Consider the following 19,248-nt stretch of genomic DNA (forward strand, 5'->3'; position numbering starts at 1 on the left):
GCAACTGTCGGCGGGTCCAGATCGCCCCGCCGCCATCACCCCCCGATCGACGGCAAAATCAACTCCGCTCTCAGCCCGCCGGCCTCGGCGCGCGACAGCGTGAACACGCCTTGATATTCCGAGACGATTTCCGAGACGATCGACAGGCCAAGCCCGGTGCCCGGCTTGCTCTCGTCGAGCCTGCGGCCGCGCTTCATCGCTTCCTTGATCTGGTCGGGTTCGAGCCCCGGGCCATCGTCCTCCACCACCACCATCACCCAGTTCTTGCGGGCGGGGTCCTTGCCGATCACGCCCGCCGGCGCGGGGGATACGGTGACAGCCACCGTCGAGACGGCGAAGCGGCCAGCGTTTTCGAGCAGATTGCCGATGGTTTCCTCGAGATCCTGCGCCTCCATGGCGAGCTTCAGCCCGCGGCCTGATATCGAGAGCGTAAAATCCTTACCGTCATTGAGCTTGCGCATCACGCGCAGCAGGCGCTCCAGCACAGGCTCCACCTCGGTGCGGGCCAGGATGCTCTCGCGCTGGGCGGCGATGCGCGCGCGGTTGAGATAGGATTGCACCTGCGCGCGCATGATCTCGGCCTGGCTCTTGACCAGCGCATTGTGCGGCGAGGCCATCTGGTCGGCGTCGTTTAGCAGCACGGCGATCGGCGTCTTCAAGGAATGGGCGAGATTGCCCACCTGCATGCGCGCCCGCTCCATCACCCGCTTGTTGCTCTCGATCAGCGCATTGACCTCGACGGCCAGCGGCTGGATTTCGCGCGGCAGGTCGTCGTCAAGCCGTTCAGCCTCGCCATTGCGGATGCGGGCGAGCGAGCGCCGCACGCGATCAAGCGGCTTCAGCCCGATCAGGATCACCAGCGCGTTGAGCGCGAGCGAACCGATGCTGAACAGGCCGAGCGACAGATAGAGATTACGGTTGAAGGCGGCGACATCGTTCTCCACCGTGCGGTGATTGCCGATCATCCGGAAGCGCACCGTGCGATAGACGGCTTCGGGCAGTTCCGTGGCGTTGGTGTCGACATCCTCCGGCGCGCCCTCGTCGAGACTGATCTCGGCTTCGGCCACCCGCACAGGATTCCCGGCGCTGTCCGTGGCGGCGTAATAGCGCTCGAAGCGGTGGTTGAAGGGTGCGGCCTGGTTCGTCGCTGTCGGCACGGTCACGCCCTCGAAGCTCGGCGAGGTCAGGGGTTCGGTCTGGTAATCCCCGAGCGGCAGCACCGCCCAGTACCAACCCGATCCCAATTGCTGGAAACCGAGTTCGCTCATCTGCGGCGATCCGGTCAGCCTATGCGTGTCGGGATCGATCGACACCGAATTGATCGCCGAATAGAGCTGCGCGCGCAGAAGATCATGCAAATTCTTCTCGGCGCTGCGTTCGTAGAGCGTGGAGATGACAAAGCCCATGATCACAACCCCGATCGCCGACCATACGGTCGTGTAGATCAGGACGCGGCCGGTGAGCGAGCGCAGCCTATCCATTGGTATTGGGCTGGATGCGATAGCCGAGGCCGCGCACGGTCTCGATGATGTCGATGCCCATCTTCTTGCGAAGGCGGCCGACGAACACTTCGATCGTGTTGGAATCGCGGTCGAAATCCTGGTCGTACATGTGCTCGACCAGCTCGGTGCGCGACACGACCTGACCCATATGGTGCATCAGATAGGACAGAAGCCGGAATTCGTGCGAGGTCAGCTTCAGCGCGCTTCCATTCACCGTCACGCGGCTGCTCTTGGTGTCGAGCTTCACCGGCCCGCAGCTCAGTTCCGAGCTCGCATGCCCCGCCGCGCGGCGGATCAGCGCACGCAGACGCGCCTGCACTTCTTCCATGTGAAAGGGTTTGGCGACATAGTCGTCGGCGCCCGCGTCGATGCCCGCCACCTTGTCGCTCCAGCGGTCGCGCGCCGTGAGCAACAAAACCGGCATCTTGCGTCCGGCCGCGCGCCATTTCTCGAGCACGGTGATGCCGTCCATTTCGGGCAGGCCGATATCGAGGATCACCGCGTCATAGGGTTCGTTTTCGCCGAGATAATGGCCCTCTTCGCCGTCATAGGCCTGGTCCACCACATAGCCGGCTTCCTTCAGCGTGTCGGCAAGCTGGCGGTTGAGATTCTGGTCATCTTCGACGACGAGTATGCGCATCGGAACTCCTCGGATAGCCCGGCCTGCGTATCAATAATCCATGGGAATGCGCAAGCGGACTTTCTTCGGCCGTCCGTTCTGCTTGATCACCAGCATGGTCACCACGCAGACGCCCTGATTGCGGTTGGCCTTGACCGACAGCAATTCGCCGCCGGTCATGGCCATCGCCTGATTGACCGCGCCGGCGCAGGCGGCGCGATTGTTGGCGCGCATCCGGCGCGGCGGCGGCGCATATTCATCCGCAAACACCGGGCCGTCCTCAAGATAGAGCATCTGCGCGGGCGTATACTGCTCGACCGGCGCCGGCAGGTTGCCGGTGGGGCCGAGCATGAGGCTCGCGGCCAGAAGGGAGGGCAGGAAAGCGGCCATGGGATGTTGAGGTTCCGTATGAGGCGTTTGACTTGTCCTCTTTCTAGAGCAGCAACAATGAATGGCGAATGAATGTGGCCTTCAGCTTCGATCGGGCCTGTTCAGGACACCCGCCGTTCGGCGCTCAACCGGCCATAGATCGCCAGCAATCCGCCCGCCGCGCCGGCAAGCGTCGTCAGCGCCTCGACCAGATCGCGCTCCATGCCGGGTTCGAGCGGCGCGCCGGCCGCCTGCAGGACGCTGGCGAGGATCGCCACCAGCGCCCCCCAGATGGTCTTGGATTGATGCCAGGCTTTGGTGTCGTTCATCAGACTTTCCTTTCCGGTTTCGAAGTCAGAGGTGAAGAGTAGCGACAGCAGGAAGGCCGAGCGCTACGCGCGCGCCCTTCTGCCGGACGCGGGTGGTCAGCGCGTTCTGCGCCGCGCCGAAATCCTCGAGTTCATCGGCGGCCGCATAACTCGCTTCGGGCGCGGTCACATGCAGGCTGCGGACGACCTGCCCGTCCTTGAAAATGTCGACCCGATAGGCCTCGCGGTCCTCGTCGAGCGGAATGTCGTCGCCCTCCCAGCCATCGGCGTCGATGCGCCCGCGCCGGATCCAGGACAAGCGGATATCGCCCCCCGCCTCGCGCCATCCGCGCAGATGTACAGGGGCAAGCGGCGTCGCCGCCCGCTCGCCGCCGGAAAAGGCGATCGGGCCCACTCTGCCGCCCGCAGACCCCGCAGCCTCCGCGATCCAGTTCAGCGTCAACCCCGCCTCCGAGCGCTTAAGCCCCAATGCCTCCACTGCGCTGTCGAGAAGCACGACGCGGGCTCCCGACTCCGCGCCGGCCGCCATCGCGTCCTCGGTTCCGCAGAGACCGCGCAACAGGCCCGCGAGGCGCCAGACATCCGCCTCAATCTCTTCGGCGCTCTGGAAGGCGATCACCTCCCAGCCGCCATTCCCGGTCGCGATCGCCGCCCGATTTGCCCCGTTCAGCAGCGACAGGCTCGACACGCTTTCGGGCGCGCCGGAGGTCATCCGCACCGTCACCGTATTCGCCCTGTCGATCAGCGCCGTCGGTCCTGCCGCAAGCGGCGAGGTCAGTCTCCCCAAGCTCGCCCGCCGGGAGAGCGTCGATCGTCCGTCGTAACTGTCGAGACCGGAGGACACCGACAGCCGCGTCCGCCGCCAGGGCGACGCCGCCACTGCGGCCAGCGCGAAATCCTGTTCATCGCCATCGCCCAGCCGCGGCAGGTCCATCAAGACAACAAGCGGTTGATAAACGGCATTGGCCGCCCCGCCGCGCGCCCTGCGCCCGGCCTTGGCGGCCGTCGCTATGCCTACGCCGCCCGATCCCGCCTCGCGCGCCGTCACACGCCGGACATCGCCGTCCTCGATCCGGGTAATCAGAAACCGTCCTTCCGGACCATCGGCCAGTTCCACCACGTCGCCGGGCTGATGTTCAAGCGCGAGCGGCGGCAGGCAGAAGCTGATCTGCCGCCGTCCCAGCCGGTGATCCCTGAGCATTGCATCCGCCGCGCTTTGCGCCGCCTGTTCGTCCAGCGTCCCGGCCAGCGAAACGCTCAAAGCTCGCTGATGCGCCGGTTCAACCCGCCGCGACCGCACGCTCGCCGGCTCGTGTTCATTGTCCTCGCTTTGATAGGAGATCAGCGCCTCGGAGGCGTAATCGCCGTCCTGCCCGAGCGTTTCCGACCATAGCGTTTCCTCCTCGATCTCCGCCAGCACGTCGAGCGTTGCGGCCGGAGCCGAGACGAGATCGCGCGAGCGGAACACGATCTTGCCCGCCCGTTCCGTCGCGTCCAGCCTGTAGGCGGTCAGCAAAGGTTCGATCAGCGCCCGGGCCGAGCTCTGCTGGCCCATCACATAGCCCTGCAAATTGCCTGACACGGCGGACAGGTCGACCTCGCCGACGCCGCAATCCTCGGCGATCGCCGCGATCACCGTGGCGAGCGTGCCCGCCCCCAACCGTCCATTCAGCCAATGCCCGGTCTGCCAGTTGGCGCCGTCGGCGAAAATGTCGAGATCCTCGGGAAAAGCCGGCGCGGCGCGCGCGTCCCAGGTCCAGAGGAACACATGGCCCGGATCGACCATGCCCGCCGGCGCCGCACTGCCGTTCCAGTAAGCGAGATGCGCGTTCAGAAACCGCCGCTGCGTCTCGTCCGAACGCGCGCCGCTCGAAAAATACGGCGTCTCGGATTCCGACGATTTCGGATCGACGAAGACATTCGGCTGGTTGCCGCCGCGATCGATCGCCGGGCAGCCGAGTTCGGTGAACCAGATCGGCTTCATCCGCGCCGTCCAGCCGGTCGGCGTCGCGCGCTCCGCTCCGCCGAGGCGGTCGTAATGGCGGTTCGCCCACCAATTCTCGATGTCCTTGTAACGATAGACCCACGGCTTGCCCGCCAGCCCGTCGCTGATCGGACTGCGGATGCGCGCCGCCCTGTCAGCGCTTGAGGCATAGTACCAGTCAAAACCCTCGCCGCTGGCGATCGCCGCCCGCATCGCCGCCTCGTCGTCGGCGATGCGGGCGGCGATCGGATGGGCGCTGGTGAAATCTAGATCCTGAAAATCCGACAGCGGCATGTAATTGTCGATGCCGACGGCGTTGATGGCGGGCGAGGCCCAGAGCGGATCGAGATGAAAGAGCCGATCGCCCGATCCATCCTGCGGCTGATGACCGAAATACTCGCTCCAATCGGCCCCATAGGTCAGCTTCGTTTCGGGTCCGAGAATGGTCCTGACATCCTCCGCCAGTTCCACCAGCGCCGCCACGAAGGGATAGTCGCCCGCAGCATTGCGGATCTGCGTCAGCCCCCTGAGTTCCGAGCCGATGATGAAGCCGTCGACGCCGCCCGCCGCCTGAGCCAACAGCGCATAATGCAGCACCAGCCGCCTGTAACCTTCGTCAGTCCCTTCATAACTCACGCTTTCGTCGTCGACGTCGAAATCCGCCGCTTGCGCCCCGCCCATGAAGGCCAGCGCCTGCATGGCGCCTTCAGCCGTCCTGTCGGCGCTGCCGGGCTGGCCGGCTGCGGGATGGCAGGTGATGCGCCCGCGCCAGGGAAACGCCGCCTGCTCGCCCCAGCCATAGGGATCCGGCAGGCCGTTGCCCGAAGGAATGTCCATCATCAGGAAGGGATAGAGATAGACGCCGAGCCCGCGCGCTTTGAGATCGCGGATCGCCTGGATCACGCTCTGATCATTGGGCGTGCCGCCATAGGCCGGCCCGCCAGCTCCCGACGAGATCAGATGCGCCGAACTGCGGTCATGGCCGCACACCCGCCAAGTGGGGCTTTCCTCGTCCCTCGCCCGCGTCTCCACCCCTGGCAGCACCCGGCAATGTCCAGCCCTGAGATCGGTCCCGAACCACGACGCCACAAGCGCCACCCGCTCGAGATGGGGGCACAGCGCCGTCAGTTCATCCAGCGACGCCTCCCAGTCGGTCGCACGCCGCAACTGGTTGCGGTTGATCTTCCGCCCCCTGTCCTCGCCGGTCCTTTCGGTGGCGACCTCCGTCGCATAACCATGCTCGGTGGCGCCGGGAATGATCGTCACCGCCTTGATCCGGCTTTCGAGCGGATCGATCACCCGGAGGACCTCGAATTGCAGCACCGGAATGCGATTGCCGAAAGCGTCGAGCGGCATGCGCTCGAACACCACATAGGCGAGCCCCCGAAAGGCCGGCGCATTGCCCGCGCCCTGCTTGGCCTCGATCAGCGGATCGGGGCCCTGGCTCTCCGTCCCCTCATAGAAACGGATCTCGTAATCCGTCTGGTCGATCTCCATCCCGTCGGCCCAGATCCGGCGAATGCAGGCGACCGGACCTTCGGCGAGACCGACGGCAAAGTTGGCGAAATAGCGATAGGTCTCCACCCGCGGCCCCGTCGCCTTAGATCCCGACCGCTCCTTGCTGACCTCCTCCTCGAACCGCGTCGCCCAGATCAGCGTGCCGCCGATCCGTATCGTCCCATAGACGCGCGGGATCGCCGTCCCCTCTTCCGCGCCGGCGATCCGCGCATTGGCGAGCCGGCTGCCCTCGATCATCGTCAACCCCGAAATCAGGCTGCGATCGATGACATTGCCGGCAAGCGCCCCCGCCGCCCGCCCGATCATCGCGCCAACAGGCCCGAACACCCCGCCCAGCGCAGCGCCGGCGGCCTGCAACACCAATGTCGCCATGAGATTGTCCTGTAATGAGATTTCAGAAAGCAACCAAGTCGCGCAGCGCGCATGGGTTGCAACGAAAGGAAAAGCCATTCACCTTAGCCCCAAGGGAGATCGAGGCCGGACGCGGCCCCGAAACCCTTGACTTTTCGGCGTGTATAAGTATTTATACAGAGACCTGAATGCGTAAACCCATCGTCTGGATCGGGTCGTCATTCGACGACATCAGGAATTTCCCCGCCGCCGCCCGCCGGCAGGCGGGTCATGACCTGAATTGCCACCAGGCGGGCGCGACGCCGGATGACTGGAAAGCCTTTTCGACGGTCGGCCCCGGAACCTACGAGATCAGGATCAAGACCGAGAACAACCAGCGCCGCATCTTCTATGTCGCAAAATACGAAGAGGCGATTTACGTGCTTCACTGCTTCGTCAAGAAAAGCCAGAAAACCTCTCTTTTCGATGTCGAGATCGGCAAGCAGCGCTACAAGGCTATGAAAAAGCTCAGAGAAACGATGGACACATGATCATGGCCGCAGACAGACACGATATCGGCCACGTCAGCCCCGCCGACGCCAACATCTTCGCCGAACTCGGCTTTGCCGCCGAGGAAGCCGAACGGCTGCAGACAGAGTCAGACGCTCGCATCGCCGCCGCCATCGCCATCAAGAAAAGCCTGATGGCGGAAATCGCCGCCTGGATCCGCGACAGCCGGTTGAAGCAGGCCGAGGCCGCCGAGCGTCTCAACGTCTCCCGTCCCCGCGTCTCCGACGTCGTCAACTTGAAGGTCTCGAAATTCACCATCGACACGCTGATCGACATGGTCCAGCGCATCGGCAAAACGGTCGATGTGACGGTCAGAAACCGCGAGAGCACGGACTGCGCCGCGCAACCGCGGTGAGCGCCCTCACCCCCGCTGCAGCGCCAGATTGACGCCCAGCCCGCACAGCACCGTCCCGCCCGCGCGTCGCATCAGCCTCTGCGCCCCGCTCGATCGCTTCAACCGCTCGGTCAGAAGTCCGGCAAACAGCACGCAGACAATATCGGCGGAGGTGAAGATCAGGTTCACCGCCGTCCCGAGGATCGCCAGTTGCAACCAGACCGGGAAGCCCGCGCCGGCGTCGACGAATTGCGGCAGGAAGGCGAGAAAGAAAATCGCCGTCTTCGGGTTCAGCACTTCCACCAGCATGCTCTCAATGAGCGCCGCCCGGCCGCTTTTCACCGTGCCCGCCTCGGCCGCCTGCTGGTCTTTCGCCACGATCATCCGGAAACCGAGCCACACCAGATAGGCCGCGCCTACCAGCTTCACCGCGAGATAGAGCGCCGGCACCGCATGAAACAGGATAGACAGTCCGGCGGCGGCGGCGAACACATGCGCATAGCAACCGAGATGAATGCCGAGCGCGGCCATCAGCCCGGCTTTCCGCCCCCGCGCCAGCGTCTGCCCGGCCGCATAGAGCATCGCCGGCCCCGGCACATAGGCGAAGACGAAGGTGGTCGCAAAAAACGCGGAGAGCAGGGATAAAGACGGCATGGCGGCTCCGGCAAAGTTTCAGCCGGACTTTTCGAGACAGAACAGCCGGCCCCGCCCCGTCGAGGGCACATGATCATGCGGCGATGGCCGTGTCAAAGTGCGCGGGCTCGAAAAGACACATGTCACGCGCCCCGCCATGGATTGATCACCTCGATCCCGGTCAGCTCGAAATCTCTGACATTGCGGGTCACCAGCTTGGCGCCCCGCGACAGCGCAATCGCCGCGATCTGGCCATCGAATTGCGACATGGGTCGCCCCTGCGACCGCCTGTCAGCCATGATCGTCGCGAAACACTCACCCGCCGCAGCGTCGAACGGCAAAGTTCGGCCCAAAAATGCATCTCTCAACAAAAGGCCGATCTCGCTTTCCAGCATTGTGCGACGCCGGCCCTCGGGAAGAATTCTGATCCCATAGAGAATTTCGGCAACGGTGATGGCTGAAATGAACTGATCATCAGCAGGATGCGATCCCACCCACGCCAGAACGCCGGGATCGGGATTGATCGACACCAGGTCAGAAATGACATTGGTGTCGAGTAGGATCATCAGCGCAGGCTCACTCGCTCGGGCATCATGCTCCGTTCTGGCACTTCAAGGTCTTCGCCGCCGAACCGTAGAACCCTATCGCGAATGAAGTCCGCCAGATTGAACATCCCCTTTGGCGACACAGGTTCTGTGTTGAGCGCCGCTTCGAGCACAGCCCTCGCTTCCTCCGAAGCCGTGCGACCATTTTCCTGAGCCCGCGTTTCCAGCGCGGCCTCGGTCTCAGCATCCAATCCATTGATCGTTATCAGGCCCATATCCAGCCTCCGTGATAGAACCGCAATCTACAACCGATGGGCGGAGCCGGCAACCACTTCAAAACCGAAACACCGCCGCGATCCGCCGTCGCCAGGCCGGCGCGAGCGGGCTTTCCACCACGCCGGTCTGTTCATAGGCGTGAATGAAGCGACCGTCCGCCGAGACGATGCCGAGATGTTGTGCCGAGACGCCCCGCCTCAGCCGGAACACCAGCACATCGCCGATATCGAGTCCGCGACCGGATATTTCCGCGCCGAAATGCCGGCGCGCCGCCTCCAACAGCCGCTCCTCCCCCGATCGCTCCGCCCAGTCCCGGCCATAAGGGCCGGGTTCTTCGGGCTCCGCGCCGCGCAACTCGCGCCAGACGCCCCGGATCAGGCCGAGGCAATCGCAGCCGATCCGGCTCGATCCCTGATGCCGATAGGGCGTCCCGATCCAGCCGCGCGCGATCCTCGCCGCGCGCGCGCCGTCGCTCTCCATGCCGTCAGTCATAAAGCGGGCGTCCGTCATGTTCGGTCTCCCCGTCAGCGTAGGAATAGGCGAAGTCTGCCCCTGGCATATGGGGGAAGCCGCGAAAGTTCTGGGCATTGCCGAAGCGGTCGCGGCAGGTTTCGAACCGCTTGTCGCAACCTTCCAGCACCGTCACGGCGTCACCCTCCTGCGGCAAAGCCCGCAGCGGCTGCCATAGCGAGAGCCGCATCCGCCCGCCGGACCGCGTGGCGCTGTCGATATCCACCGAAATCCCCGCCAGCGCCCCCGACGTCAGCGTCATCACCCCGCCCGCAAGCCGCGCCGGCGCGACGTCGTCCAAACCCTCGATCGTCACGCTCATTCTGTCGGCGGCGGCCACCACGCCCGCATGCCGGAAGTCGCTGGCGCTCAGCCCGCAACGCGCATCGCAGAAGCCCGCATCGCAGCGATGGCCGTAGATACGCCCCTGCACCTGACCGAGACGATGCGACAGCCCGCGCAATTCCGCCTTGAAATCGCTCTCGCTTCGCGTGACCTCGCCGATCTCGTAGCGCCGCAGCCGCAGATGCTGATCCGTGGCCTGCCAGTTGACGAGATAGAGATCCACGATCGCCCCGTCATAGCGGCCCGCCGCGATATCCTCGGCGGTGATGGCGTCCGACGACAGCGCCCCCAGCGTTTCCGAGGACGAGGCCGCAAGCCCGGTCTCGCTCTCGTCGCCGCCGGCGGCAAAGCCGCTCGCCGCCGCAAAGGTCAGCCCGGCAAATGTCAGATCATGATCGTGATCGGTAAACCCCAGGATCATCCCATCCCGGCGCGTCACTTTCCAGCCATTGGCGAGCGTCGTCGCCTCGCCGGCGATATGGGCGGCAAGCCCCTCGGGAATGCTCCTCATGGCCGGATCTCCACCAGCGGGATCGACGGGATGCGGCCCGCCTGAAAGGCGTCGAGATCGATATCGAGCCTGTCTGTGTCGAAGCGAACAGGCGTGTCGAAGCGAAAACCGGCCTTGATCACCGCGCCATTGGCCGGCGTCGCCGAAGCCGCAAACGTCACCATCCCCGTCGCCGCCGCCACCGCAAAATCCGCGCCGTCGATCTCGACGCCATCGACGGACAGCCGCACGCTGCCCGCCACCGGCTTCTCGATCGTCCGCACACTCTCGCCGCCGGCGTCGCGATAGGTCTTGCTGAGCTGAAAGCTGCGCGTCTCGCCATCCCCCGTCCCGATGCGCTGATCGTCCGCGCTGACCGCCTCATGCGGCCCGCCGCTCTTGAAATCGAAGGGATCGGTGAAGCGGAATCCATAAAGCTGCCCCGCCCGCGCCTCGAAAAAGGCAAGCGTTTCATAGAGATCGGCAAGCGTCTTCATGCTCGATCCGACATCGTAACGCCGCCGCGCATCCCGCCAGCGCCTGTTGCGCGCCTCGCGCCCATTGGACAAAGACACGATCTCCGTCCGCCTTTCCGGCCCGCCCCGCGCGCCGAGCGCCAGCCGGAGCGGAAACTGCACCTCGTGAAATGCGGTCATGGATGGTCTCCTGGGGGAAGTGATATCGGGGGCGCGGAAAATTGACGCGCAATCAACCGCACACGGAATGACGAACTTTGCTTTGTTGCGTTTTTAGTCCTGCGAGAAAGATCGTGACGCGACAGCCTTTAGGCGCCGATAGGTTCTCAGAAGGGTTCGGGACCATGCCGCAAATAAAGAGGCGTTATTGGCCAAGATCAGTGACATCAGGCGGTCACGCCGTGAGCGCCTAAAATTGTGGTGAACAGCCGAGGTTATTAGGAAATTCGTCCTCGGGCGCGCCATGGGCTGCCGCTTGAGCATTGGGCCTTCGCACTGATATCAACCATACAGAATTTCGCCGAGGAAGGCGCTTCTGTCTGATCAAGAACGCTCTCGGAGAGGAGCAGATGGCCGAGGATTGCGTCCCGCGAGGTCAAGACGGATCGATGATGCCCACAACCCTGCAGACGATTTCATCGACAGTGTCAGCATCAAGCGTGTCGACATAACGCGCCGTCTTCTGCTGAACCCGGGACACAATGTCGAAGCTCCTGACATGATTGCAAAGCGCGACCCCGTTGGTTTCGTGTCCTGTAATGTTCACAGCCATACCCGCTTTCCGAGCGAATTGGCCGCCAGTAGTAACGACGACGGTCAAGCACATGCCGAGAGCGTTGACCTCACGCGGCGAAATCACCACGCAACGATGCGTGTCTCGCATCTCGTTTCCCACGACCGGATTGAGGTCAATGAGAAAAACATCACCGCGTTTGGGAACATGACTCCGCACCATCAGAGAATTTCATTCCCCACAGGACCGCCTGTGTCCCATCCCGCAGCTTGCCTGCTCAGTTCGATCATCTCGTCCGACCCTTCAAGCAGTTCTGCAAGGGTGTATCTTTTCTTTGGCTTAAGCGGCGTCGCGACCAGAGCGCCGTTGTCCACGACCAAGGTGAGTTCAGCCCCCACGTCCACGCCGAGCATTTTCAGAAGCGCAGGAGGAATGCTGAATACCGCGGCGCCGCCTTGGCGGCGAATCTTTGCTGTGTTGGACATATCGCCTTCCCATTGGTGTGCTACATATATAGCACCGTCCTATTTTTCGCAAGGCGATGATGGAGCCATCGGTGGAAGACAGTTACGCCGGAACCAATTTGAGGAACATTCCCGAAGACCTGGCTGCATTGGCATTCGACTTTTCTCACACCCCGCGCCGCCCCCTTGCCGCCGCCCGCGCCAGCATTGCGTTGATCTGCTGCTCCGAACGGCGGAAGCTCGCCGCATCCGTCGCCTGCACATGGAAGACGATCTGGGTTCCGCCGCCGGCGCCCGCCACGCCGAGCCGGCCGTCGGGGCCGCGGCTCAAAGGCAGGATGGCCTCGGCGCCGGCTTCGCCCATCAGGCCCAGTCCGTCGCCGGCGCCGAAATAGGTCGGACCGTTGACGACGCCGCCTTTGGCGTAGGCGGTGGCGCCCGTCAGCGTCTGGGTCAGGCTGGAAACGCCCGAAGACAAAGCGCTTTGCAGCGGCGCGAGCCCGGCGTCGAGCGCGATCGACGAAAAGCGCGTGGCGATCGAGGCCAGAACCGCGTTCAGCCCGTAACCTTCGAGGGCAGCGCCCTTGAGCGCGTTTGTCAGCGCCGCTCCGAAAGCGCGCGAGCGCGCCTCAAGGCCATCCAGCGTGTCGCTCAGCGCGCCGGCGAGATCGAGGCTCGCCTCCAGGTCATCGTCCGCCATACGGCCCTCCTTGTTCCACCCTCGCCGGCTCATCCGGCCAGGCCGCCATCAGCGCGGCGAGATCGCCGCGCTTAAGCGGGCTTCGTTGCGGCCCGCCCAGCAGCACGGTCAGTTCCCTCACTGTCATCGCCCAAAAATCCCGGGGCGTGAGCCGCAGCCGGCCGAGGCCCGCCTCCATCACCTGCCGCCAGGGAAAACCGGCGCCGGGCTCGGCCCGCCCCGCGCCGGCGCGAGAAAAGGGCGCGTCGCCCCGTTCGCCTCCTCCGTCAGAAAAGCCGAAGCCAGCAGTTCCGCCGTCAGCCGCACCGCGCCTTCGAGCCCGCCCTCGATGCTCAAATCGGCGAGATCCTCGTCGTCGAGCCGGTTGCCGCCGCCGCGCAAGCCGGCCGCGAGGATCGTCATGACGTCGCGCGTCGACAGCCTGCCGCCCGAAAAACGCCCAGCGAGATCGGCGATATTGTCGACGCCGAAGGCGGTTTCGAGTTCGGCGATGGCGCCGAGCGTCAGGCAGAGAATGCGGCGCTCGCCATTGATCACCGCCTCCACCTCGCCGCGCCGACGGTTGGCCCGGCCGCTCACGCCAGCGCTCCGAAGCTCAGTTGACCCGCCGATTCCAGCGCCAGATCAAACAGCACTTCGCCGTCGAACTGGCCGTAATAATCGAGCGCGGTGATCTGGAACGGCCCGGTCACCTGGCCGAAATCGGGAATGACGATCCGCCAGTCGAGCACGCTGCCGGCGAAGAAGGCGGTGCGCACGGTCGCGTCCGACGCCTGATCCTTGAAGATGCCTGATCCGGACACGGCCGCCTTCTTCACCCCGCCGCCGTCGAGCAATTCGCGCCAGCGTCCGGCGCTTTCGGCATCGGTGGCGTCGATTACTGCCGCATTGAAGGCGATGCGGCGCGAGCGCAGCCCCGCCACCGTCTCGTAACTTTCGCCATTGTGGATCTTGAGCAGCAGATCCTTGCCGCGCTGGGCTGTCATGCGCCTGTCCTTTCTTGCTGAGATAACCATTGAGGCCCTCGCCTTGCGGCGGCGGGCGGCGGCGCCTATGCTGGCGTCGCATTCAAAGAGATTTTCATGACGTCGCTATCCGCCGCACGCTTTCGCCTTCTCGCGCCCCTGGCGCTCTGCCAGATCATCGGCTGGGGCACGACTTTCGACATGCCCGGCGCGCTCGGCCGCATCATCGCCGCCGATCTCGGCTTTTCCAACGAAGCGGCCTTTGCCGGCCTGAGCGTGATGATGATCGTCTCGGGCCTTGCCGGCCCCTGGGCCGGGCGGCTTCTGAAGGCGCGCGGCGCGCGTTTCTGCCTGATCACAGGCGCATCCGCCATGGGCGCGGGCCTCACGGTTATCGCCATGGCGCAGGGGCTCATTCTCTATGGGCTCGGCTGGCTGGCAGTCGGACTGGGCGCGGCGCTCGGTCTCTCGGCCTCCGCCCACACTGCCGTGGTCGAGCGCGAAGGCCTCCGCGCCAAAGCGTCGATCTCACTGATGATGATCGTCACCGGCCTGTCGGCGGCGCTGTTCTGGCCGCTGCTCAGTCTCGTCAATGCAAGCTTCGGCTGGCGCGCAGCGGTTCTGATGGGCGCGGCCCTGCAGATCGGCCTCTGCGTTCCGCTCTATCTGCTCGCGCTTCCCGATGCGCCGCCGCAACCACCTCAGGAAGCGCAATCACCCACGTCGGCCCCCACGGAAACCGCCAAAGCCGGGCGCAACACCTTCCTGCTGCTCGCCGCCGTCTCCACGCTGTTCACTCTGGTCACCTTCGGCCTGTCGCCGATCCTGATCGCGCTGTTGACCGCCAGCGGCGCCGCCCCGGCGCTCGCGCTCAGCCTCGCCTCGTTCCGCTCGGCGCTCGGCGTCACCGCCCGGCTCGGCGATCTCCTGCTCGGCCGGCTCAGCACGCCGCCGCGCGCCATGGCCGGCGCCTGCCTGCTGCTACTGCTGGCCTTCGCCACGCTCGCCTTCGGCGCGCCGTCGCTTGCAGCGCTCATCCTGTTCATCGGCCTTTACGGCTTCGGCTCCGGCGTCGGCACGGTCGCCCGCACCGTCTTGCCGCTCAGCCATTTCTCGGCCAGCGATTTCGGGCTGATGTCCAGCCGCATCGCGCTGCCGCAAAACATCGCCACCGCCTTCGCCCCGGTCGCCATGACCGCGCTTCTCGATCGCGGCGGCCCCCTGGCCGCGCTGTCGGCGGCGGCGCTTCTCACGCTCGCGGCGCTCGCCTGCCTCTGGGGGCTGCAGAGAGAGAGGCGCTCATGACTCCGGGTCAAGCGAGGCAATCAAGTCACGCATCGGCAGAATCAGCGCCCGGTCGAGCCCCCTAACCTTGCGAAAGCCCCATCTCAGGTAAAATGCTTGGGCAGCCTCATCGAGAGCATGCACCAGCACCGCCCGCGCGCCGACGTGATCGGCGGCGAGCTCCGCCACCGTCAGGGCGTGAGCCAGCATGGCCGCGCCAAGTCCCTGGCCCTGGCATCGCCGATCGACGGCCAGACGGCCGAGCACGATCACCGGGATCAATCGCGGCGCGCCATGGCCGCCGATCGCCCTGTCCACACTCGCCCGCTCGATATCTCCGGCGGCCAGCGAACAATAGGCGACGACGCGCTCCCCCTCGTCGGCAATCACATAGGTGCGGGCAAAGCCTTCGCTCTCGCTGGCCAGCCCCAATTTCTGCAGATAGTCATCCAGCGACGGCTGCCCGCAGTGAAACTCGGCGACCTGATGGCGCGCAGACAGTTTCGTCGGGCGCCGATAGAGCGTCAATCGCGCCACTCCCGCGTCCGGCGCATCAGACGCTTGAGCCCGTCATTCACCGTTGCCGGTTCGGCCAGAAGCGCGTCGATCTCGTCGAACACCTCGTCCGATAGCGTCAGCCGCGTCCGCTCCATCAGCGCCTGTTCGGCCGCCGCTTGGGCAACTTCGGTCACGAAGGCGGTCATGGTCTTGCCTTTCAGCGCCGCCGCCTGCTGAATGGTCTTCAGCGCCGAAGCCTCCATGCGAAATGTCACCGTCTCGGTCTTGCGGATCGCGCCCATCGAAAAGCTCCTGCTCATCAGGGCAAAAACCAAACATGGCGTCATGACATTGTCAATACACTCACCACGGCGCGCACCCCGAGCTCGACCATAACAGCCCCGCTCCCCTCCTTCCGCCGTGCGGCGGATGTCCTGAGCGCCAGCCGCGCCAAGCCGCCGCCCTCGAGCGCCAGATCGGCGCCGTCGAGCGTCCGGGCTGCGCAGGCGGCGATCGCCTGCGCTTCGGCCCGCCCTGTCGCCCGCGACCAGGCCTCGAAGCTCAGCAGATGCTCCTCGACGCCCCCAGCCAGCACTTTCGCCTCGCTTTTCGACAGCAGCAGATAGGGCATGGCGCGGCCGCTGCGGCGATGGTCGAACACGCCGTCGGCGCCCACCAGCGCCATGAGTTCAGCGTCGGCGGTGAGCCGCGCGAAAACAGCCTTTTGCAGAGGGTTCAAAAACGCGCTCATGTCTCGCCCTCCGTCACACGGCAGACCAGGAAGCGGCCCGTCTCGTCGGGATCATGCAGCGTGCGGATCACGAACAGCCGCCCGCCCTTGCGAAAGCGCATGCCGGGTTGGACGACGCCGCTCCAGCGAATCCAGATGCGATGGGTGATCGTCTGGCGCTCGACGCCGCCGGTTTCCGCAACCGTATCGGCCACCGGCTCGATCCTCGCCCAGAGGCTGGCCGCAACGGTGTGACTCCGCGTCACCCCGCCCTGCCCGTCCGGCGTTTCCACTGCTGACTCAAGGTCAAGCCGCGCCGTCAATTGGCCGGCGTCGAAAAAGCGCGTCAGCATGTTAGAGCCTCATCATCCGATAGGGCGCGATCAAACGGTCGTAACCTTCAGGCACGCCCGCCGGCTGCATGTCAGTGGAAACGACGGCGCGAAAGCCGTGCATCAGCGCCACATGCGTCAGCATCGCCCGCTTCAGCGTGTCGGGGATATCCGCGCCGGTGTCGCCGAAGCCGGCGGTGAAATCCACCTCGACGCCGTTCATCGCGGCCCGCGTCTCCGGCCGCCGCTTCAGCCACAGCCGCGCCGGCCGCGCCGCGCCGTCGAGCACATGCCCCGTGAGATCGGCCAGCCCCTCGGCGCCGTCGGCGTCGAAGATCCTGACAGCATCCACCGCGGTCACCGGCCCCCGCGCAATCTCGATCGGGCCGGAGAGCGGCCAGCAGTCGAGATAAAGCCGCATCGGCCGGCGGATCAGCGCAAGCCCGCTCACTTGTTCGAGATGCTCGCGGGCCGTGACGATCAGGCTCGCGATCAGCCCGTCTTCGTCGCCGTGATCGATCTTCAGATGCGCCTTGGCCTGGGCGAGCGTCAGCGGCTCGGCGCCGGGCGGCGCGAGGTTGATGATGGTCATCAGATGTCCTTGCAATGGAAGAAAGTTTGGGCAGCGAGGTGAGACAAAGCTGTGCACCGCCCCTCATCCCCCTGCCGGGACCTTCTCCCCGCGCCTGCGGGGAGAAGGAAGATGGAGCGCCGACATTGCCGCAATCGCCCTTCGCCCCGCATGCGCGGGGAGAAGGTGGCGGCAGCCGGATGAGGTGCTGTGCACGCCGTCAACGGAAAGAGCCGCGCGTAGCGGCGCCAAAGAGTGTCGCCGGCTCAGCTCGCCGAAAACTTCACCAGCTTGATCGCCTCGAAATTCTGCACGCCGCCGCCCACCCGCTTGGTGGTGTAGAACAGCACATAGGGTTTGGCCGAATAGGGATCGCGCAGCACCCGCACGCCGAGACGGTCGACGACCAGATAGCCGGCGCGGAAATCGCCGATGGCGATCGCCAGCGCATTGGCGGCAATGTCGGGCATATGCTCGGCCTCGGCCACCGGGAAGCCCATCAGCGAGGCCGGCTCGCCCACCGCCGCCGGCGGGCGCCAGAGATAGTTGCCGTCGGCGTCCTTGAATTTGCGGATCGCCGCTTGCGTGGTGCGGTTCATCAGATAGGTGGCGTTCTGGCGATGGCCGGCCTTCAGCGCATAGGCCGCGTCGATCAGCACGTCGGCCGGGCCGGAAGACGAGAACGCGCCCGCCGCGCCGGTGGCGACATAGCCGAGATTGCCCCAGCTCCAGCCCGCATTGGCGACCGCCGTATAGGCGAGAACGCCCTTGGGCTTGGAGACACCGTTGCCGGTTACGAAGGCGGCGCTTTCCTGTTCGGCGAAGGCGATCTCCACCTCCGAGGCGATCCAGTTTTCGATGTCGACCGCGGCGTCGTCGAGCAGCGTTTGCGTCGCCGCCGGCATGGCGTAGAGCTCCATCGTCTCGAAGGACAGTTCGGTCAGCCCTGCGGCCGCAGTCTCCGTCCGCGCCGCCGTCTCCGCCGCCCAGCCGGTGGTCATGCCCGAGGTCGAGAACGGCTTTTTCAGCACAGGAGTGGAGACCTGCCGCACCGTGGCCAGCGCCCTAATCGGCGAGACCACCGCCAGCCTGCGGCCGATCTCGCCATCGGTCTCCTCGGGCACGAGATAGCCGCCATCGGCATTCGATCCCGCCGACATCGCCTTCTGTTCGAGCGACCGCAGCCCCGCCTCGTCGCCGCGGCGGATATAGGCCTCAAACGCGCTCTTATGCTCGCCGCGCGCGGCCCCGTCGCGCCCGCCCGAAAGACGCGGCCGCGCCTGTTTCAGCGTCAACTGGTCGAGCATGGATTTCTGCTCGTCGACCGCCTTGTTGATGCGCTCCACCTTGTCGCGGGTCACGACATCGGCGCTCAGCTTGCGCTCGATCTCGTCGAGCCTGACGTCATTGGCCTCCTTGAAGGCGTCGAACGCATGCATGAAGCCGTCAAAGGCGTCCGCAATCGCATCCGGCGCCGCCTTGATCTCGGGCGCCGTCATTTTCAGCGCTGTTTGGGCATGGGTCATTCCAGGTCCTTTCCATGAAAAAAGGGCCCCGAAGGACCCTTGGTGAAGATGAATTTGAGAATCGGGTTCGCGAGCGGGGGGCGTCCCCCTCTCCGCCGTCATCTTCGGCTTTGCGCCGAGGGCCTAAGACATCGAACAAAATCAAGACGTTGCAGATGCCCGGGACAAGCGGCCCGAGCATGACGGCGGCGGCACTTATGATCGGTCCATGGGCAACGCCCTCTACCCCATGCCGGGACGTTCGCCCTGCGACGAGCGGAGGGATCCGCCCCCTCTCCGCCGTCATCCTCGGCCTTGTGCCGAGGATCTGAGCCATCGAACAAAATCAAGACGTTGCAGATGCTCGGGACAAGCCCGAGCATGACGGCGGCGGCACTTATGATCGGTCCATGGGCAACGCCCTCTACCCCATGCCGGGACGTTCGCCCTGCGACGAGCGGAGGGATCCGCCCCCTCTCCGCCGTCATCCTCGGCCTTGTGCCGAGGATCTAAGACCTCGAGCAAAATCAAAACGTTGCAGATGCTCGGGACAAGCCCACTGCTGTCCGGTTTAAATTTCTGGACAAGGCGCATGACATTGATTCTACTCGGTTTCAGACGTTTCGCGGCGTTCTG

The 19,248-nt window shown here is 65.1% G+C and carries 26 protein-coding genes; 3 read left to right on the plus strand and 23 right to left on the minus strand.

What is annotated here, in order from left to right:
* Positions 1–35 precede the first annotated feature (35 nt).
* The 5 genes from E8Q41_RS03550 to E8Q41_RS03570 all read right to left on the minus strand — a co-directional run bounded on the left by E8Q41_RS03550 (position 36) and on the right by E8Q41_RS03570 (position 6,693).
* Entirely contained in the window at positions 36–1,481 is a 1,446-nt protein-coding gene (locus E8Q41_RS03550) for a HAMP domain-containing sensor histidine kinase (RefSeq protein ID WP_137154126.1), read from the minus strand.
* Positions 1,474–2,142 (minus strand): response regulator transcription factor, encoded by a 669-nt coding sequence (locus E8Q41_RS03555; protein WP_137154127.1) that lies wholly within the window; start codon positions 2,140–2,142, stop codon positions 1,474–1,476. The genes E8Q41_RS03550 and E8Q41_RS03555 overlap by 8 nt, the downstream gene beginning before the upstream one ends.
* Positions 2,143–2,172: 30 nt before the next feature.
* Positions 2,173–2,511 (minus strand): hypothetical protein, encoded by a 339-nt coding sequence (locus E8Q41_RS03560; protein WP_137154128.1) that lies wholly within the window; start codon positions 2,509–2,511, stop codon positions 2,173–2,175.
* 101 nt (positions 2,512–2,612) lie between these two features.
* Complete coding sequence (locus E8Q41_RS03565; protein WP_137154129.1) at positions 2,613–2,819, minus strand: hypothetical protein; 207 nt, start codon at positions 2,817–2,819, stop codon at positions 2,613–2,615.
* A gap of 25 nt (positions 2,820–2,844) precedes the next feature.
* On the minus strand, positions 2,845–6,693 hold the full coding sequence (locus E8Q41_RS03570) for a glycoside hydrolase/phage tail family protein (RefSeq protein ID WP_137154130.1): 3,849 nt from the start codon (positions 6,691–6,693) through the stop codon (positions 2,845–2,847).
* Positions 6,694–6,860: 167 nt separating this feature from the next.
* Between E8Q41_RS03570 and E8Q41_RS03575 the strand changes: the two genes are divergently transcribed.
* Together E8Q41_RS03575 and E8Q41_RS03580 are read left to right on the plus strand one after the other, a co-directional pair.
* On the plus strand, positions 6,861–7,202 hold the full coding sequence (locus E8Q41_RS03575) for a type II toxin-antitoxin system RelE/ParE family toxin (protein WP_137154131.1): 342 nt from the start codon (positions 6,861–6,863) through the stop codon (positions 7,200–7,202).
* A gap of 2 nt (positions 7,203–7,204) precedes the next feature.
* The gene (locus E8Q41_RS03580; protein ID WP_137154132.1) at positions 7,205–7,576 is read left to right on the plus strand and encodes an XRE family transcriptional regulator; all 372 of its coding nucleotides are present in this window, start codon (positions 7,205–7,207) and stop codon (positions 7,574–7,576) included.
* A gap of 6 nt (positions 7,577–7,582) precedes the next feature.
* Here the strand turns inward: E8Q41_RS03580 and E8Q41_RS03585 are convergent, their stop codons facing one another.
* The 12 genes from E8Q41_RS03585 to E8Q41_RS03640 form a co-directional block, all read right to left on the minus strand.
* Complete coding sequence (locus tag E8Q41_RS03585; RefSeq protein WP_137154133.1) at positions 7,583–8,209, minus strand: LysE family translocator; 627 nt, start codon at positions 8,207–8,209, stop codon at positions 7,583–7,585.
* Positions 8,210–8,331: 122 nt separating this feature from the next.
* A complete protein-coding gene (locus E8Q41_RS03590) occupies positions 8,332–8,754 on the minus strand; it encodes a type II toxin-antitoxin system VapC family toxin (protein ID WP_137154134.1) in 423 nt (140 codons plus the stop codon).
* A complete protein-coding gene (locus E8Q41_RS03595) occupies positions 8,754–9,008 on the minus strand; it encodes a TraY domain-containing protein (RefSeq protein WP_137154135.1) in 255 nt (84 codons plus the stop codon). The genes E8Q41_RS03590 and E8Q41_RS03595 overlap by 1 nt, the downstream gene beginning before the upstream one ends.
* A 58-nt stretch (positions 9,009–9,066) precedes the next feature.
* A complete protein-coding gene (locus E8Q41_RS03600; RefSeq protein ID WP_246660062.1) occupies positions 9,067–9,519 on the minus strand; it encodes an NlpC/P60 family protein in 453 nt (150 codons plus the stop codon).
* Positions 9,494–10,375 (minus strand): DUF2163 domain-containing protein, encoded by an 882-nt coding sequence (locus E8Q41_RS03605; protein ID WP_137154136.1) that lies wholly within the window; start codon positions 10,373–10,375, stop codon positions 9,494–9,496. The genes E8Q41_RS03600 and E8Q41_RS03605 overlap by 26 nt, the downstream gene beginning before the upstream one ends.
* Positions 10,372–11,010 (minus strand): DUF2460 domain-containing protein, encoded by a 639-nt coding sequence (locus tag E8Q41_RS03610; protein WP_137154137.1) that lies wholly within the window; start codon positions 11,008–11,010, stop codon positions 10,372–10,374. Before E8Q41_RS03610 ends, E8Q41_RS03605 begins: the two co-directional genes overlap by 4 nt.
* A 415-nt stretch (positions 11,011–11,425) precedes the next feature.
* Complete coding sequence (locus E8Q41_RS03615; protein ID WP_137154138.1) at positions 11,426–11,785, minus strand: type II toxin-antitoxin system PemK/MazF family toxin; 360 nt, start codon at positions 11,783–11,785, stop codon at positions 11,426–11,428.
* Complete coding sequence (locus E8Q41_RS03620) at positions 11,785–12,048, minus strand: AbrB/MazE/SpoVT family DNA-binding domain-containing protein (protein WP_137154139.1); 264 nt, start codon at positions 12,046–12,048, stop codon at positions 11,785–11,787. Before E8Q41_RS03620 ends, E8Q41_RS03615 begins: the two co-directional genes overlap by 1 nt.
* Before the next feature lie 145 nt (positions 12,049–12,193).
* Positions 12,194–12,727 carry a phage tail tape measure protein gene (locus tag E8Q41_RS03625; protein ID WP_137154140.1) on the minus strand — a complete coding sequence of 178 codons (534 nt, stop codon included), beginning with the start codon at positions 12,725–12,727 and terminating at the stop codon, positions 12,194–12,196.
* A complete protein-coding gene (locus E8Q41_RS03630; protein ID WP_137154141.1) occupies positions 12,714–12,905 on the minus strand; it encodes a phage tail assembly chaperone in 192 nt (63 codons plus the stop codon). Before E8Q41_RS03630 ends, E8Q41_RS03625 begins: the two co-directional genes overlap by 14 nt.
* Entirely contained in the window at positions 12,905–13,306 is a 402-nt protein-coding gene (locus E8Q41_RS03635; RefSeq protein WP_137154142.1) for a gene transfer agent family protein, read from the minus strand. The genes E8Q41_RS03630 and E8Q41_RS03635 overlap by 1 nt, the downstream gene beginning before the upstream one ends.
* Positions 13,303–13,713 (minus strand): phage major tail protein, TP901-1 family, encoded by a 411-nt coding sequence (locus tag E8Q41_RS03640; protein WP_137154143.1) that lies wholly within the window; start codon positions 13,711–13,713, stop codon positions 13,303–13,305. The genes E8Q41_RS03635 and E8Q41_RS03640 overlap by 4 nt, the downstream gene beginning before the upstream one ends.
* A 96-nt stretch (positions 13,714–13,809) precedes the next feature.
* Between E8Q41_RS03640 and E8Q41_RS03645 the strand changes: the two genes are divergently transcribed.
* Positions 13,810–14,997 (plus strand): MFS transporter, encoded by a 1,188-nt coding sequence (locus E8Q41_RS03645; protein ID WP_137154144.1) that lies wholly within the window; start codon positions 13,810–13,812, stop codon positions 14,995–14,997.
* Here the strand turns inward: E8Q41_RS03645 and E8Q41_RS03650 are convergent.
* From E8Q41_RS03650 to E8Q41_RS03675, 6 genes are all read right to left on the minus strand, one after another.
* Positions 14,992–15,513, minus strand: coding sequence for a GNAT family N-acetyltransferase (locus E8Q41_RS03650; protein WP_137154145.1), 522 nt, complete (start codon positions 15,511–15,513; stop codon positions 14,992–14,994). The genes E8Q41_RS03645 and E8Q41_RS03650 overlap by 6 nt on opposite strands.
* A complete protein-coding gene (locus E8Q41_RS03655) occupies positions 15,501–15,794 on the minus strand; it encodes a DUF1778 domain-containing protein (protein WP_170976347.1) in 294 nt (97 codons plus the stop codon). The genes E8Q41_RS03650 and E8Q41_RS03655 overlap by 13 nt, the downstream gene beginning before the upstream one ends.
* Positions 15,795–15,817: 23 nt before the next feature.
* Entirely contained in the window at positions 15,818–16,225 is a 408-nt protein-coding gene (locus tag E8Q41_RS03660; RefSeq protein WP_137154147.1) for a DUF3168 domain-containing protein, read from the minus strand.
* Complete coding sequence (locus E8Q41_RS03665) at positions 16,222–16,557, minus strand: phage head closure protein (RefSeq protein WP_137154148.1); 336 nt, start codon at positions 16,555–16,557, stop codon at positions 16,222–16,224. The genes E8Q41_RS03660 and E8Q41_RS03665 overlap by 4 nt, the downstream gene beginning before the upstream one ends.
* A gap of 1 nt (position 16,558) precedes the next feature.
* The gene (locus E8Q41_RS03670; protein WP_137154149.1) at positions 16,559–17,128 is read right to left on the minus strand and encodes a head-tail connector protein; all 570 of its coding nucleotides are present in this window, start codon (positions 17,126–17,128) and stop codon (positions 16,559–16,561) included.
* A gap of 245 nt (positions 17,129–17,373) precedes the next feature.
* Entirely contained in the window at positions 17,374–18,633 is a 1,260-nt protein-coding gene (locus E8Q41_RS03675; protein ID WP_137154150.1) for a phage major capsid protein, read from the minus strand.
* Positions 18,634–19,248 lie beyond the last annotated feature (615 nt).

The organism is Rhizobium sp. FKL33, from assembly GCF_005222915.1.
In the GTDB taxonomy this organism is placed as follows: Bacteria; Pseudomonadota; Alphaproteobacteria; order Rhizobiales; family Rhizobiaceae; genus Rhizobium_E.

What these genes read in the sequence shown, in the direction of transcription:
- E8Q41_RS03615 (WP_137154138.1), bottom strand. Translation starts at nt 11,785, where the DNA reads ATGGTGCGGAGTCATGTTCCCAAACGCGGTGATGTTTTTCTCATTGAC.
- E8Q41_RS03600 (WP_246660062.1), bottom strand. Translation starts at nt 9,519, where the DNA reads ATGACGGACGCCCGCTTTATGACTGACGGCATGGAGAGCGACGGCGCG.
- E8Q41_RS03625 (WP_137154140.1), bottom strand. Translation starts at nt 12,727, where the DNA reads ATGGCGGACGATGACCTGGAGGCGAGCCTCGATCTCGCCGGCGCGCTG.
- E8Q41_RS03565 (WP_137154129.1), bottom strand. Translation starts at nt 2,819, where the DNA reads ATGAACGACACCAAAGCCTGGCATCAATCCAAGACCATCTGGGGGGCG.
- E8Q41_RS03590 (WP_137154134.1), bottom strand. Translation starts at nt 8,754, where the DNA reads ATGATCCTACTCGACACCAATGTCATTTCTGACCTGGTGTCGATCAAT.
- E8Q41_RS03675 (WP_137154150.1), bottom strand. Translation starts at nt 18,633, where the DNA reads ATGACCCATGCCCAAACAGCGCTGAAAATGACGGCGCCCGAGATCAAG.
- E8Q41_RS03575 (WP_137154131.1), top strand. Translation starts at nt 6,861, where the DNA reads ATGCGTAAACCCATCGTCTGGATCGGGTCGTCATTCGACGACATCAGG.
- E8Q41_RS03555 (WP_137154127.1), bottom strand. Translation starts at nt 2,142, where the DNA reads ATGCGCATACTCGTCGTCGAAGATGACCAGAATCTCAACCGCCAGCTT.
- E8Q41_RS03620 (WP_137154139.1), bottom strand. Translation starts at nt 12,048, where the DNA reads ATGTCCAACACAGCAAAGATTCGCCGCCAAGGCGGCGCCGCGGTATTC.
- E8Q41_RS03560 (WP_137154128.1), bottom strand. Translation starts at nt 2,511, where the DNA reads ATGGCCGCTTTCCTGCCCTCCCTTCTGGCCGCGAGCCTCATGCTCGGC.
- E8Q41_RS03570 (WP_137154130.1), bottom strand. Translation starts at nt 6,693, where the DNA reads ATGGCGACATTGGTGTTGCAGGCCGCCGGCGCTGCGCTGGGCGGGGTG.
- E8Q41_RS03605 (WP_137154136.1), bottom strand. Translation starts at nt 10,375, where the DNA reads ATGAGGAGCATTCCCGAGGGGCTTGCCGCCCATATCGCCGGCGAGGCG.
- E8Q41_RS03630 (WP_137154141.1), bottom strand. Translation starts at nt 12,905, where the DNA reads ATGGAGGCGGGCCTCGGCCGGCTGCGGCTCACGCCCCGGGATTTTTGG.
- E8Q41_RS03660 (WP_137154147.1), bottom strand. Translation starts at nt 16,225, where the DNA reads ATGAGCGCGTTTTTGAACCCTCTGCAAAAGGCTGTTTTCGCGCGGCTC.
- E8Q41_RS03595 (WP_137154135.1), bottom strand. Translation starts at nt 9,008, where the DNA reads ATGGGCCTGATAACGATCAATGGATTGGATGCTGAGACCGAGGCCGCG.
- E8Q41_RS03580 (WP_137154132.1), top strand. Translation starts at nt 7,205, where the DNA reads ATGGCCGCAGACAGACACGATATCGGCCACGTCAGCCCCGCCGACGCC.
- E8Q41_RS03655 (WP_170976347.1), bottom strand. Translation starts at nt 15,794, where the DNA reads ATGAGCAGGAGCTTTTCGATGGGCGCGATCCGCAAGACCGAGACGGTG.
- E8Q41_RS03585 (WP_137154133.1), bottom strand. Translation starts at nt 8,209, where the DNA reads ATGCCGTCTTTATCCCTGCTCTCCGCGTTTTTTGCGACCACCTTCGTC.
- E8Q41_RS03610 (WP_137154137.1), bottom strand. Translation starts at nt 11,010, where the DNA reads ATGACCGCATTTCACGAGGTGCAGTTTCCGCTCCGGCTGGCGCTCGGC.
- E8Q41_RS03665 (WP_137154148.1), bottom strand. Translation starts at nt 16,557, where the DNA reads ATGCTGACGCGCTTTTTCGACGCCGGCCAATTGACGGCGCGGCTTGAC.
- E8Q41_RS03645 (WP_137154144.1), top strand. Translation starts at nt 13,810, where the DNA reads ATGACGTCGCTATCCGCCGCACGCTTTCGCCTTCTCGCGCCCCTGGCG.
- E8Q41_RS03670 (WP_137154149.1), bottom strand. Translation starts at nt 17,128, where the DNA reads ATGACCATCATCAACCTCGCGCCGCCCGGCGCCGAGCCGCTGACGCTC.
- E8Q41_RS03640 (WP_137154143.1), bottom strand. Translation starts at nt 13,713, where the DNA reads ATGACAGCCCAGCGCGGCAAGGATCTGCTGCTCAAGATCCACAATGGC.
- E8Q41_RS03550 (WP_137154126.1), bottom strand. Translation starts at nt 1,481, where the DNA reads ATGGATAGGCTGCGCTCGCTCACCGGCCGCGTCCTGATCTACACGACC.